This window comes from Vibrio sp. 99K-1, from assembly GCF_013114585.1.
GTDB lineage: Bacteria > Pseudomonadota > Gammaproteobacteria > Enterobacterales > Vibrionaceae > Vibrio > Vibrio chagasii_B.
Genome location: NZ_VTXF01000019.1, coordinates 73,858 through 88,119, shown reverse-complemented (window position 1 = coordinate 88,119; position 14,262 = coordinate 73,858). Strand labels below are relative to the sequence as shown.

Annotated in this window: 13 protein-coding genes; 9 read left to right on the top strand and 4 right to left on the bottom strand. The window is 44.9% G+C overall.

Features of this window, described 5'->3' with window-relative positions:
• The first annotated feature begins 155 nt into the window (after positions 1-155).
• Complete coding sequence (locus F0228_RS16325; RefSeq protein WP_061031723.1) at positions 156-512, top strand: hypothetical protein; 357 nt, start codon at positions 156-158, stop codon at positions 510-512.
• 182 nt (positions 513-694) lie between these two features.
• Here the strand turns inward: F0228_RS16325 and F0228_RS16320 are convergent, their stop codons facing one another.
• Complete coding sequence (locus F0228_RS16320) at positions 695-1,819, bottom strand: carboxypeptidase family protein (RefSeq protein WP_171762469.1); 1,125 nt, start codon at positions 1,817-1,819, stop codon at positions 695-697.
• A 135-nt stretch (positions 1,820-1,954) separates the two neighbouring features.
• Entirely contained in the window at positions 1,955-2,230 is a 276-nt protein-coding gene (locus F0228_RS16315; RefSeq protein WP_019824239.1) for a nitrogenase-stabilizing/protective protein NifW, read from the bottom strand.
• A gap of 306 nt (positions 2,231-2,536) precedes the next feature.
• Between F0228_RS16315 and F0228_RS16310 the strand changes: the two genes are divergently transcribed.
• From F0228_RS16310 to F0228_RS16300, 3 genes are all read left to right on the top strand, one after another.
• A complete protein-coding gene (locus tag F0228_RS16310; protein WP_061031721.1) occupies positions 2,537-3,631 on the top strand; it encodes a NapC/NirT family cytochrome c in 1,095 nt (364 codons plus the stop codon).
• Between the two features lie 22 nt (positions 3,632-3,653).
• Positions 3,654-6,101, top strand: a complete 2,448-nt coding sequence (locus F0228_RS16305) for a molybdopterin guanine dinucleotide-containing S/N-oxide reductase (protein ID WP_171730171.1) — start codon at positions 3,654-3,656, stop codon at positions 6,099-6,101.
• Between the two features lie 143 nt (positions 6,102-6,244).
• Complete coding sequence (locus F0228_RS16300) at positions 6,245-6,457, top strand: TIGR02450 family Trp-rich protein (protein ID WP_026084164.1); 213 nt, start codon at positions 6,245-6,247, stop codon at positions 6,455-6,457.
• Between the two features lie 49 nt (positions 6,458-6,506).
• Here the strand turns inward: F0228_RS16300 and F0228_RS16295 are convergent, their stop codons facing one another.
• Complete coding sequence (locus tag F0228_RS16295; protein ID WP_061031719.1) at positions 6,507-7,244, bottom strand: HAD-IIB family hydrolase; 738 nt, start codon at positions 7,242-7,244, stop codon at positions 6,507-6,509.
• Between the two features lie 700 nt (positions 7,245-7,944).
• Between F0228_RS16295 and proV the strand changes: the two genes are divergently transcribed.
• From proV to proX, 3 genes are read left to right on the top strand one after another with little or no spacing between them, the layout of a single operon-like run.
• Positions 7,945-9,132 (top strand): glycine betaine/L-proline ABC transporter ATP-binding protein ProV, encoded by a 1,188-nt coding sequence (gene proV, locus F0228_RS16290; protein WP_061031718.1) that lies wholly within the window; start codon positions 7,945-7,947, stop codon positions 9,130-9,132.
• Between the two features lie 3 nt (positions 9,133-9,135).
• The gene (gene proW / locus F0228_RS16285; protein ID WP_105059296.1) at positions 9,136-10,230 is read left to right on the top strand and encodes a glycine betaine/L-proline ABC transporter permease ProW; all 1,095 of its coding nucleotides are present in this window, start codon (positions 9,136-9,138) and stop codon (positions 10,228-10,230) included.
• Entirely contained in the window at positions 10,223-11,230 is a 1,008-nt protein-coding gene (proX, locus tag F0228_RS16280) for a glycine betaine/L-proline ABC transporter substrate-binding protein ProX (RefSeq protein WP_017065372.1), read from the top strand. The genes proW and proX overlap by 8 nt, the downstream gene beginning before the upstream one ends.
• Before the next feature lie 210 nt (positions 11,231-11,440).
• On the opposite strand, the gene F0228_RS16275 is transcribed toward proX, so the two are convergent.
• Entirely contained in the window at positions 11,441-11,815 is a 375-nt protein-coding gene (locus tag F0228_RS16275) for a nuclear transport factor 2 family protein (protein WP_061031716.1), read from the bottom strand.
• A 140-nt stretch (positions 11,816-11,955) separates the two neighbouring features.
• Between F0228_RS16275 and F0228_RS16270 the strand changes: the two genes are divergently transcribed.
• Both F0228_RS16270 and F0228_RS16265 read left to right on the top strand, forming a co-directional pair.
• The gene (locus tag F0228_RS16270) at positions 11,956-12,822 is read left to right on the top strand and encodes a LysR family transcriptional regulator (RefSeq protein ID WP_171730172.1); all 867 of its coding nucleotides are present in this window, start codon (positions 11,956-11,958) and stop codon (positions 12,820-12,822) included.
• Positions 12,823-13,009: 187 nt separating this feature from the next.
• Positions 13,010-14,257, top strand: a complete 1,248-nt coding sequence (locus tag F0228_RS16265) for a paraquat-inducible protein A (RefSeq protein WP_061031714.1) — start codon at positions 13,010-13,012, stop codon at positions 14,255-14,257.
• Positions 14,258-14,262: the final 5 nt, after the last annotated feature.

Here is a 14,262-nt window from a genome sequence, read left to right as displayed (position 1 = left end):
CATAATGTCGATATAATAGTCAGTTATTAGTTTGGTGAATATCTAAGTTGAGTTACAAACTGGGGCGGAAGGCTATTCGGCTGTTCGATAGTTACGAATAGTTGAAATGAACGGCCAGTTTGCTACTGCGAATAAACAGAGACAGGGAGTCACAGATGAGTGAAAAGTCATTCATTCAGAAGCGCAAATATTACCGTTTGAAGTACCCACACAAGGCACGTCCGGTGATGCGAATTAAGGATGAGCTTTTTCACGTCAGTGAGGTTTCTGAAAAGGGTGTTCGCCTTATGATGCGTAATATCATCCCGGTATATCGTGGCTTCTCTATGGCAGGTACTTTGAGGCTGCACGGAAACAACAGTGTCACTATTAGTGGTGCCGTGTTACGCCAAGAAGGCGATGAAGTGATTGTTAAGTTATCACAAGGCCCAAGTTTTAAGGATATGGTGTCTGAGCAAAGGCACATTCGAAAGAAGTACCCAGTCTTTTTTGCAAGCCTGAGAATCGCATAACGGCGTCTAAAGCTAGGTGGTTCAATTAATCGTTAATCATAAGCAAACATTAAAAAGCCCAGCACTTTAGCAAGTGCTGGGCTTTGTTCTATCTATAGGCTTAGTTTTGATGGTCAATACCTAGCAGCCTTGGCTCTTATGGACCTAGGCGATATTGGCAAGGCTAGAGCGCGTAGTTAGCTTTATAGCTCGTCTACTGTTGCCCAAACTGCCGCTAGCATGTCGTGACCAAACGCAACACTGCGCTCTGGCGACCAACCGTACAGTTCGTCAGCGTGGCTGATATGATCTTTAAATGGCATCTCGACTGTGTAAGCCAAACACTTGAACTGCTCACCAATCCAGTTTGTGCCAACTGTCATGTTCGCTTTTCCTGGCTCGTCTTTGTCGTAACCAAACTCATCTTGGAACTCTGGTGTAATCGTGAGTAGTGCTTGCTTGAAGTGATTCTCTAGTTTAGAAATGCGCTCGTTATATGAAGGCGTGCCTTCGCTACCTGCTACAAAGTTATATGGAATCGCTTCGTCGCCATGAATGTCTAGACACAGGTCTACGCCCGTTTCTAGCATGCGCTCGCGAACAAGGAATACTTCTGGGCTACGTTCCATAGAAGGTGATTGCCATTCGCGGTTCAGGTTAACGCCAATCGCATTAGTACGAAGGTGACCGCGGATGCTGCCATCTGGGTTCATGTTAGGAACAACGCGGAATACTACGCTGTCTAGAAGAGAGCGACCTACCGTGTCTGTTTCGTCAAGTAGGCGCTGAAGCAGGCCTTCAATCAACCATTCAGCCATTGTCTCGCCAGGGTGTTGACGACCAATAACCCAAATGTTTTTCTTCTCTTCACTTGGCTCACCAATGGTTAGCAAAGTGATGTCATTGTTGTCTAGCGTGTGGCCCAAAGTTTCAAGCTTACAAGCTGGGTGCGTTTGCGCGCTGTGCAGAAGATCTTGGTGACGATCGTATGAGTACGGTGCAAAGTACGCGAAGTACATTGAATCGTGCTCTGGAATGATGTCGAAGCTTAATGTATCGCCATCGAACTGAGATGGGATACGAAACCACTCTTCGCGGTCATATGATGCAACCACATCGTAGTCCTTCCAGCCCTCAGGGTAAGCCGATGTTGCCAGTTGACCGATTTCAAAGTGGTGAGCTTGTTGAGTTTCACTTTCTAAACGGAAATGGAACCACTGAGAGATTTCAGTCTGGTTGTCTGCTGGGATAGTCAGTTGAATGTTTTGTGGTGAATCTGCAGAAACGACGTGAATGTTGCCGCTTTCGAAATTGCTGAAAATTTTCATTGTAGTTTTTATCTCGTAGTTGAGTTGCCGTAAGACTAGCACACTTTTTTTCGAGCAAACCACTAACTGAATCGTAATGAGATGTTATTTCAACTATCTATTTTCTAGTTCTCTATTTTGGGCTGCACTTTCCAACTATCGGCGCTGGCAAGTGGTACACCCACGACAGGCAGAACGTGTGTGGCGATCTAACTTGCTACGTTGCACCTTGCAATAAGCGTTTTTTAGCGCTCTTCGTCCAGAAAACCAATCATCAGGTTTCGCAAGAATCAGATAACCATTAAATCGCTTAACGAGTTCGATTCTGTTTTGCTCGATGAACTTGCTATCAAACCCAATTTCAAAGTAATCAAGCGCTTGTTCGATGGAGGTGAAGCTCGCTATTTTTTGCTGGAATTCTGTTTGGTTCATGGAGTGAAGAGTTTATGAAAAGAGTTAGCCGACATTGTATTAGATTTACAATTTACTTCTTTGATTTGGGAGCGAGTTTAGTGTCTTTATTGTTGGATTAATCAGTTATTGAAATCTAACGTGAGCCTTGTATTTGCATGGTAATTGGGTTGTTGGGGCGCTAATTTTTAAAAGTGACATCAAGCTCTCAGAAAGGTTCATTTTTTGTTCCTCAGGTTGCGATTGATGATCCAAATCAAACAGATCTACCCCTAAAGTACTATTCTGATCTCAATTGTAACCAATTGTTGAAGATGATTAAGAATTATGACAATAAAAAAACGTTATATCGCACTAATAGCGGCGGTTGGTATAGGCATTGGCTGGTTAACCTTAGGGGGAACTGCAGCCGTTATGCACTATACATCGAGCACTGAGTTTTGTGTTTCTTGCCACACGATGGAAGCACCTCACAAAGAATACCAAGGTTCAGTTCACTTCAGTAACGCAAAAGGCATTCGAGCTGAATGTGCCGATTGCCACATCCCAACGGATCCGATTGACTATGTGATCACCAAAGTAAGAGCGTCTAAAGACATCTACCACGAATTCATCTCAGGTAAGATCGACACTCCTGAGAAATACGAAGCACATCGTGAAGAGATGGCTGAAACAGTATGGGCTCAATTCCGTGAGAATGACTCAGCGACGTGTCGCTCTTGTCACGAATTCGATGCAATGGAAGAGTTCGAGCAATCTCGTGATGCGGCGAAAATGCACGCTTATGGCCAAGAGAACAACCAAACGTGTATCGACTGTCACAAAGGCGTCGCGCACTTTGCTCCTGAAGCTCAGCTAGACAGCAAAGCGTTCGATACCCTGATTGCCTTTACCAAAAACACGCCAGCGGATGCGAAAGTGGTTTACCCAGTAACCGACATCGCAATGGGCGAATTCGGTAGCGTAAACCCAACGGCCGAACTTGAAGTGGTTAAAGCTGAAGGCGACAACCGTACGGTGACTCTGAATGCGTTCCAAATGAAAGGCGCAGAGCAAGTGCTTTACTTCGGAGAAGGTCAACGTGCAATCGTTGCGACACTGACAGACAAAGGTCAAGAAGCACTGACTACCGGTGAATACGAAGCCGATGCTTACGGTAACGAGTGGCGTTCTGTTGCGTTAACGGGTGACATTACTGATCCAGTTGTCGATAGCCTAGACCCAATCTGGTCTTACGCAGAAGAGTTGGACAATGTTTATTGTGCAACGTGTCACGCGAAGATTCCTTCAAACCACTTCACCGTGAATGCTTGGGGACCTGTTGCGAAAAGTATGGGCGACCGTACCGACATTTCTGAGCAAAACCTTGAGCTGCTGACTAAGTACTTCCAAAACCACGCGAAAGACGTTGTTGGTCACTAAAGAGAATTAGAAGGATAAAATTATGACTAATATGACCCGTCGTGGATTTATGAAAGGCACAGGTATCACTGCTGGTGCGTTGGCATTCACATCCTTGACGCCGATGAGCGCAATGGCTTCTGACAAGCGCGGTTCTGGTGTTCTAACATCAGGCCGTATGGGACCAATGCTGTGTGAAGTGAAAGATGGCAAGTTAGTGTCAACCACGAATGCACTGGCACAAACCGTTCCAAACAGCCTACAAACTACAGGCCCTGACCAAGTACACACTAAAGCGCGTGTTAAATACCCTATGGTTCGTAAAGGCTACTTGGCCAACCCATCGGCACCTGAAGGTATACGTGGTAGCGATGAGTTTGTTCGTATATCTTGGGATGAAGTGTACAAACTGATTCACCAACAACACTCACGTATTCGTAAAGAGCACGGAGCAGAATCGGTATTTGCAGGTTCTTACGGTTGGCGTTCAAGTGGTGTGTTACATAAAGCGCAAACACTTCTACAACGTTACATGAGCATGGCTGGTGGTTACTCTGGTCACTTAGGCGATTACTCAACAGGTGCTGCGCAGGTCATCATGCCGCACGTGGTCGGTTCGATTGAAGTATACGAGCAACAAACGACTTACCCGGTAATCCTTGAGCACAGTGATGTGGTGGTACTTTGGGGTCTAAACCCAATCAATACTTTGAAGATCGCTTGGAGCTCAACAGACTGTGCAGGTCTTGAATTCTTTCACCAGTTGAAGAAATCGGGCAAGACAGTGATCGCGATTGATCCAATGCGCTCCGAAACTATCGAGTTCTTTGGCGATAACGCTGAGTGGATTGCTCCGCACCCAATGACTGACGTAGCCATGATGATGGGTATTGCGCACACATTAGTGAAGCAGGGTAAACACGACAAAGAATTCTTGGGCAAATACACAACAGGTTATGACGTATTCGAAGCTTACCTAATGGGTAAAGAAGACGGCGTTGAAAAATCTGCTGAGTGGGCGTCTGAGATCTGTGGTGTGCCAGTGAAGCAGCTTGAACTACTTGCTAATATCTTCAGTAAGAACCGTACTATGCTGATGTCTGGCTGGGGTATGCAGCGTCAACAATACGGTGAACAACGCCACTGGATGTTGGTTACGCTAGCGACAATGCTAGGTCAAGTTGGTTTACCTGGTGGTGGTTTCGGTCTTTCTTACCACTACTCAAACGGTGGTAACCCTGCTCGTGATGCTGGTGTACTTCCTGCTATTTCAGCGTCGCTTGGCGGTGGTTCATCGGCGGGTAACGACTGGGCAGTTTCAGGATCTGTGAATGCATTCCCTGTCGCGCGTATTGTTGAAGCGCTAGAAAATCCGGGTTCAAGCTACCATCACAATGGCCACAACCTAACGTTCCCAGAGATCAAAATGATCTGGTGGGCAGGCGGTGCAAACTTTACTCACCACCAAGATACCAACCGCTTGATCAAAGCGTGGCAAAAACCTGAGCTGATTGTTATCTCAGAACCTTACTGGACAGCAGCAGCTAAACACGCGGATATTGTGTTGCCAATTACTACATCGTTTGAACGTAATGATATGACGATGACAGGTGACTACAGTAACCAGCACCTAGTGCCAATGAAGAAAGTCGTTGAGCCTCAAGGTGAAGCGCGTAATGACTTCGATGTGTTTGCGGACATGTCTGAGTTGCTTGCTCCGGGCGGCCGTGATGTGTACACCGAAGGCAAGACCGAAATGGAATGGCTATACGGTTTCTACAAAACAGCACAGCAAGGCGGTCGTGGTCAGCGCATCGTAATGCCTAACTTCAGCAAGTTCTGGGATGATAACCAACTCATTGAGATGAAGTGGAACGAGAAGAACGCACAGTTTGTTCGTTACGCTGACTTCCGAGAGAATCCAATCATGAATCCACTAGGTACACCAAGTGGTAAGATTGAAATATTCTCGAAAACGATTGAAGGTTACAAGCTTGATGATTGTCCTCCACATCCAACTTGGATGGAGCCAACAGAGTACACCGGCAATGCTAAAGATGGCGAACTGCAATTGATGACAGCGCACGCGGCGCACCGTCTACATAGTCAGTTCAACTACGCGAAGATTCGTGAAGAGTACGCGATCGCAGACCGCGAGCCGATTTCAATCCACCCTGAAGACGCAAAAGTGCGTGGCATTAAAACGGGTGATTTGGTTCGTGCACACAATGGTCGCGGCCAAGTATTGGTTGGCGCACTAGTGACTGATGGCATCAAACAAGGCTCTGTATGTATCCATGAAGGCGGTTGGCCAGATTTAGATAAAGATACAGGCCTATGTAAAAACGGCGGCTGTAACGTACTTACGTTGGATATTCCGACCTCTCGTTTGGCAAATGGTTGTGCAGCGAACTCTGCACTTGTGAAAATTGAAAAATACACAGGCCCAGTATTAGAACTGACAGCATTTGATCCACCTAAAAATGGCTAATCTTTAACGAGAAATAGCTAATTGAACGAAGCCAGCCTAACCGCTGGCTTTTTTTATGATCTTTTTTGCGATGGAAAGACTATTACTGTGTGTCGAGTAGACACCTGATAATAATCAACGACATCAAAGCAAGAGAGAATCCCATGAATCGGATCAACCCAAAGAAGTTATTTCGCAGCAAATGGACAGCCGTTAGTCCTGTGAAGAAAGAAAAGCACTTTATGGTCACAGAAGTCGAATTTGATGAAGGGGAGGTCGTGCGCTGCATGATAGAGGCGGTAATGACCAAACGAGAAGAAGACATCAATTGGCGAGAGCTTACTGACAATCAAAATTGGCTTCCAGGCTGGAAGTAGGGCCGGAAGCCTGTTTGATTCGAATCTGGTGTTAATGGCGAACTGGCGTTTATCGGATATTCGACGCTCTCATTTGCCAGTACTTGAGCCCCTCTAACACACCCGCAGCGTGTGTTGCGGTGCTGGTGTATACATTGTCTCTATCGGACAGATGAGCCACCTCTGGATAATGGTTAGCGACTAAGATCGAATTTACACCCTCTATCGTTAGCATGGATGTGTCGTTCGCAGAGTCGCCCGCGACACACACTTCCTCTACGCTCAAATCATGTTGCTTGAGTAGATGATGAATCGCAGTAGCCTTATTGACCCCCTTTGGTGTGATGTCCAAATACCAGTCGTGGGAGTAGGTGAGATGCACATCCAACCCGTGCGACTCCAAACTTGATTCGATCAACTCATGTTGAGGTTCAGACAGCTTCCCTTCAAAAGTAATCTTGTAATCACCTTGATGATTTTCAAAGCGTTCGCCCATAAAGTCGAGTGGTGCGAGTGCTGTCTCGACCTTGGATTTGTTCCACGATGCTTCTAATCGGTTGTGCCAAACATGATCGGGTTTTTGGGAATGAACGTGATGAATTCTAGTGCCAACATCGCTGATAATGCTGTGTGGTTTAGGGTAGTTATCAGACGCCAACCCAACTCGAATTGACGGCAGAGTTCTTCCTGTCGCAATGATAAAACGGATATCAGGTTGCTCGGTTAGGTAGTCAAATAACTGATTAACACCATGAGAAGATCCTCCATCCAGCGTCCCGTCAAAGTCACACACCAGCATTTTTATCATTCGAATTCCTTGTCTTTTTCTCTCATTCATCGCGGGAAAATGTCTATTTCTTTTATAAAGAATGGCTCAGCAGTGAGCACTCTACAAGTTGTCTTGTGGCTTAGATAATCGATATTGAACAGTTTGCAGCAAGTATCACAGTTGGTGTGATGTTTTGAAATTCTGGGTTGAAAAACTCGATTTTGTCTCGTTGGTTTTAGTCGATTCCCCTTTGGTTTTTAGGCTAAATACGAGTGGTGTATTTGATCTTTACAACAGGTTGGATGCTTGCATCTAAAACGTCATTAAATCTTAATAAATAGTTTGTATTCGAATTATTTGTACACGAACTATTTGGTCCTATTCTTGGTCTGTTTCGCGTATTAATTGCTCAAATGTAAAATAAATATTCAATAATCTATCAGTAAGCAATACATAATGTTGCAAGCGGTCTTGTTGTTTTAATGTCTTTTGTTTTCAGTGTGTTGGGTGTTTTCTGCTTTGTTTTTAATCATTAATTTCTCTGGGGGGTTGGTGGTTTTGTGGGTGAGTTACAGTACGAGCCCCCTTGATTTACATTGATTATTTACTTAGAGTGCTAATTGTTTTTTGAGTTTAAATAAGTAATTATTTAAATTTAAATAACCGTTTTTAAGTTTAAATAACAGTTTTTAAGCTTAAGTAACTATAAGTTTAGATAACTAAGAAAGGATTAGACTACATGGATCCCATACTGGAAGTTAAGGGACTGTACAAGGTGTTTGGTGAAGACACCGACCGCGCTTTTACGATGATTAATCAAGGTGCGGACAAAGACAAAGTTTTCGAAGAAACAGGTCTAACGATCGGCGTTAACGATGTTTCTCTTAGTATTCAAGAAGGCGAGATTTTCGTCATAATGGGACTGTCAGGATCTGGCAAATCAACCCTAGTACGCCTTCTTAACCGCTTGATCGAACCTACCAAAGGCAATGTGCTTCTTCGAGGCAAAGACATTGCCCACATCTCAGAAGATGAACTCCGCGAAGTTCGCCGCAACAACATCTCGATGGTTTTCCAAAATTTCGCTTTGATGCCGCATATGACGGTTATAGAGAATGCTGCGTTTGGTCTAGAGCTTGCGGGTATTGAAGTTGAACAACGAAAGCAGTCAGCACTTGAAGCGCTAGAACGTGTAGGTCTTGGCGCATATTCAGAATCTTACCCAGATGAACTATCTGGTGGTATGAAGCAGCGTGTTGGTTTGGCTCGTGCACTAGCATGTGACCCAGATATTTTGTTGATGGATGAAGCGTTCTCGGCGCTCGATCCTTTGATTCGTACAGAAATGCAAGATGAGCTTATTCGCCTTCAAAATGACGATAAACGAACCATTGTTTTTATCTCGCATGATTTGGATGAAGCGATGCGTATCGGTGACCGAATAGCGATTATGCAAAATGGCGAAGTGGTTCAAGTAGGTACTCCAGACGATATTCTTAATAACCCAGCCAACGATTATGTCGAAGCTTTCTTCCGCGGTGTGAACGTGGCAAGCGTGCTTACTGTGAAAGACATTGCGCGTAAGAAGCCAGCCGCGGTATTTAAAAAGTCAGAACACGATGGCCCGGCGTCCGCTCTGCAAATTTTAATGGATAACGACCGCGAATACGGAATCGTAGTTGAGAAGAGCAGCCGTTACTCTGGCATTGTCTCTATTGACTCGCTTCGTAAAGCTCACAAAGAGAACAAATCACTCGTCAGCGCGCAGCTCGATGATGGATTAACGCTGAACCCTGATTTACCAATCAATGATGTGCTTGGCCTAGTTGGTGGTGTGCCTTACTCAGTGCCTGTTGTGGATGAGCAAGGTAATTACTTTGGCGTGGTAACTAAGTCACGACTGTTACAAACATTGGATAAGGGGTAGATCATGTCGTCTGAACAAACAAATAATGACCCATGGTCTCAATCGGCTCCTGCAGCTCAACCTGCAAGTGATCCTTGGGGTCAAGCAGCTGATACCTCACCATCAGCAGATTGGTTAAGCAGCGAAACAGTTGAAGCGACACCTTTTGATCCACTGAACCCTTTTGCAGAGGCAGTTTTGCCTGTCGACACTTGGGTAGAGTCTGGACTGAATTGGTTAGTTGAGCACGGACGCCCATTATTTCAAGCGATCCGTGTGCCTATCGATTTTATTCTAAGTTCATTTGAAACGGCGTTGGTGTCTACGCCAGCCCCATTCATGTTGATCATTCTGTTTTTAGTCGCATGGCAGTTTTCAAACTTGAAGCTTGGCGTTGCAACGGCCGTATCTTTGACTTTCATTGGCCTGATTGGTGCTTGGTCTGAAGCAATGACCACACTGTCACTGGTCATGACATCCGTATTCTTTTGTCTATTGATTGGCTTACCCATGGGTATATGGCTCGCCCGAAGTAACACGGCAGCCAAATTCGTGCGCCCAATTTTGGATGCTATGCAAACCACACCAGCCTTCGTTTATTTAGTACCGATCGTAATGTTGTTTGGTATCGGTAACGTTCCGGGTGTAGTAGTGACCATCATATTCGCACTTCCTCCTGTTGTGCGTTTGACCATCTTGGGTATTCAGCAAGTACCGGAAGAATTGATCGAAGCGGGTCACTCATTCGGTGCAAGCAAAAAGCAGATGCTTTACCGAATTCAACTGCCACTTGCATTGCCAACTATCATGGCGGGCGTGAACCAAACACTGATGTTGTCGCTATCTATGGTGGTTATCGCATCAATGATTGCGGTAGGCGGTTTAGGTCAAATGGTACTGAGAGGTATTGGCCGTTTAGATATGGGACTGGCCGCTGTTGGTGGCTTAGGTATCGTTATCTTAGCCATCTTATTAGACCGCATCACCCAAGTACTGGGTGTCAACGCTGGTAATACAAAATTACGCTGGTATCGCATGGGACCTGTTTCCCTTGTACTGAATGTACTTAATCGCGGTAACAAATCAGAACTTCAATTAAGGAAAAACACCAATGAATAATTCATGGAAGAGTAAACTCGCAGTAAGCATCGTTTCTACATTAGCGGTATCGACTAACGTGTGGGCAGCAAGCCTACCGGGTGAGGGCGTATCAGTTCAGCCTGTTCAATCGTCTGTAGCGGAAGAGACGTTCCAAACATTGATCGTTAACCGTGCTCTAGAAGAACTGGGTTATGACGTGAAATCAACTCAAGAAGTGGATTACAACGTAGGTTACACCTCAATTGCAAAGGGTGACGCAACCTTCCTAACAGTAGGTTGGTTCCCGCTTCATGCTGACAAATACACAATGGCTGGTGGTGATGAGAAATTCTACCGTGAAGGCCAATATGTAAGCGGCGCTGCTCAGGGTTACCTAATTGATAAGAAAACGGCTGAAAAGTACAACATCACTAACATTGGTCAATTAACAGACCCAAAAATCGCGAAGCTGTTTGATGCGGACGGTGATGGCAAAGCAGACCTAACAGGCTGTAACCCAGGTTGGGGTTGTGAGATGGTGATTGAACACCAACTTTCAGCGTTCAAACTGGACGATACGGTGACTCACAACCAAGGTAACTACGCTGCAATCATTGCAGATACTATTTCTCGTTACCAAAAAGGTGAATCAATCCTTTACTACACGTGGACACCTTACTGGGTAAGTGGCGTATTGGTGCCTAACGAAGATGTAGTTTGGTTAGAAGTTCCTTTCTCAGCACTTCCTGGCGAGCGTTCGAACGTGGATACGACGTTATCTAACGGCAAAAACTACGGCTTCGAAATGAACTCAATGCGCATTATTGCGAATAAAGAGTTTGCTAAGAACAACCCATCAGCAGCGAAGCTTTTTGAAATCATCAAACTTAACATCAATGATGTAAGTGCTCAGAACATGATGATGAGTAAAGGTAAGAACAGCTCTGCGGATATCGAAGCGCACGTAAATGGTTGGATCAAAGCGAACCAAAGCACGTTCGATGGTTGGATTACAGAAGCGAAGAAAGCTGCACTGTAACTTAGACTTGGATTTGTTCTGTCTTACCAGACATTTTGATTTGAAATGATGAGCGTGTTGAGTGATTGTGTAGAGTCACTCAATCACCTTCAAATCAAGTGAAATGGCGACAAGAGTGAACATTAAAAAGCCAGCAGTCCATTTGGATTGCTGGCTTTTTGTTTTCTGTTTCTATTTTGAGGTTTGAGCTTCTAGCCTTTAATTACAGCTCTAGCGTTCACCTTGAACTTCGAAGTCATCGCTGACAAGACGAGCTTTACCATCTTCTTGTACTGCCCAGTGTTCACGGTGTACAACACCAAATGCTTTATTCATTGTCCAACTAGCAGTAAGGATGTAGCCGCCTTCTGGGTGCTCTTCCCATTTCACGTCAGTGTAATCAACGTCTTTGAAGCCTTGGTCTATGATACCTTGCCAGAATGCTTGAATCGCTTCACGACCTTCAAAAGTACCAAATGGACGAGCTTCCATTACGCAGTTCTCTGTATATTGGTCTGCACAACCTTTCGCGTCTTGGCTGTTGAATGCTTTTTGCCATGCGTTAATGCCTTGCTTACATGCTTCTAAAATTTGGTTGTTTGACATTGTTTTCTCCATAACAGTCTTGTTTCGAGCACTGTCTTTTTGATTTGGTATCTCGATAAGTTGAATTGAGTTTAGTCTTGGAAATTGATTTGAAAAACAGAGATAATAGAAAATACTGTTTGCAAAAAGAGAACAATAAGATGAGTAAGCTAAAGCAGATGTCGATTTTCGCTCATATCGTAGAGCAGGGTTCAGTCTCGGCTGCGGCTGAAAAGCTAGAGTTGTCTAAATCTGTCGTCAGTCAACATCTCAAAATTCTAGAACAAGAGTTAGGCGCCTCTCTCCTTAAACGCACAACACGAAGACAAACTCTGACAAGCATGGGTGAGCGCTTTTATTTGAGTTGCAAAGACATCAATGTGATCGCTGAATCGGCTTGGGATATGGCAAAATCCGAGCTAGAAGAGCCACAAGGTCGGATTCGTATCACAGCTCCGAATGCGTTGATGGATTTATTGGTAGCGCCTGTTATTGCCGATCTGATGAAACAATATCCGAAGTTAAAGCCAGAACTGATAAGCGACGATCAGCATTTAGACTTCATGGAGCATGATATTGATCTCGCGGTACGAGTGGGCAGTTCTCGTGACAGTAACCTCAAGCAGAAACGCTTGGGTGAATTTAAAGATGTGTTGTGTGGCGTTGAAAGCATGCGTGAACGCGAACTTGATTCTATCCCTTATATCGCTAACTCATGGCAGGGGAAGCAGATCTCTCATTACTTTACCTCTCACACTGAAACAGACTTCGTTTACCAACAACAAGTAAGCTGCACCACCAACTCTTTCCACAGCTGCCTTGCCTTGATCAAATCTGGTGTCGGTATCGGTGTGATTCCAGATTTCTACCTATCTCAGTTATCCAATGAAGTGGTCGACATAATGCCAAGCTTCCAACTACCGACCAACACGGTTTATGCGCTAAACCCATTTGCTTCAAATACGCCTATCGCCATCAAGCTGTGTATCCAAGCATTAGAAGAGAAGCTCAAGCAAAGCTTAATTTGATGCCGACTAGTTGCTATCGGTGCAATTACTAAGATAGAAGATGACAAACCGGTCATCTTCTATCTTCCTACCTCTCATTTCTACCAGATTGCGTTCGTTTAATAGTGTGGACATTGGCAAAAAATCCAATCCTTACTTATATTTACCTAGAGTGTCTAGTTGCTTATTAACATCAAAGGGGACGTCATTGCCAGAGCGCTTTACCAAGTCGTGCCACGAATGCGGGCTGGTTAGTCAGTTTGAAGAACTGTCTGCGGGCAGTGAAGCTTCTTGCCCGAGATGTTCTCACACCTTATCGAGCCTCGGCCATCATAAAGAGCAGGGTGTGATGGCTTATGCGTCGGCTAGCCTTATTGCTTTAATCATGAGCCTGACATTTCCGTATATGTCGTTCAGCGTTCAAGGAATTAGCCAGCAAATCACCCTGTATCAAGCTGTTGATATGATGAATCGAATGGATAACAGCCTGATTGCTATATTACTTTTTCTAGCTGTGATTCTTTTGCCTGCCTATTTTTTGGTGCTTTCTCTCTGGTTTAATCTGCTCGTAGACAGAAAGAAGCACATTCATTATGCGGATAACCGATTCACCTTTTTGGCGTTGAAGTCATTAAGTTGGGCAAAGCCTTGGTTGATGGTCGATGTGTTTTTGATCGGCGTATTGGTCAGCTTAATCAAGATCGCAGCATTAGCCGATGTATCGATGGGGATATCATTCTGGGCGTTTTGTATCTATGCCATGCTGGTGGTTAAGACCATCTCTTTAGTCGATTTTGATTGGTTATGGGATCGCTTGGTACCAACCAAAGCCCCGCAAGAACCAATGATCGGGAGCATATTTCAAAATAAGCAGCATCTTGCTTGTCATATCTGTGGGCAAGTCCACCATTACAGCGACAGCCTCCACCGTTGTACCCGTTGCCACACTCACTTACATCACTTTGAGCCAGTCAAAAACTTACAAATCGCGTGGGCGCTGTTGTTCACCTCTGTCGTTTTCTATATTCCAGCAAACCTATATCCAATGATGTATACGTCTGCGTTCGGAACCAGTGAAGGTTCCACCATCATGGAAGGGGTGATCTTGCTTTGGAATATGGGTTCATACCCTGTGGCACTCATCATTCTTATCGCGAGCGTGTTTATCCCTATGGCGAAGATGGTCGCCTTGGCATATCTGTATTGGAACGCCAAAAGGGTGCATGGGCTGACCGAGCAAAAGGCAAATCGTTATCTTAAAGTTTATCGCGTGACTGAGTTCATTGGACGTTGGTCGATGATAGACATTTTCGTTGTCGCAATATTGGTGGCATTGGTTCAATTGGATGGCGTTATGGCGATTTACCCGGGGCCTGCGGCGCTGTCGTTTGCAGCTGTCGTGATATTTACGATGTTGTCAGCGATGATTTTCGATTCTCGAATTATATGGAAGTAATCTCC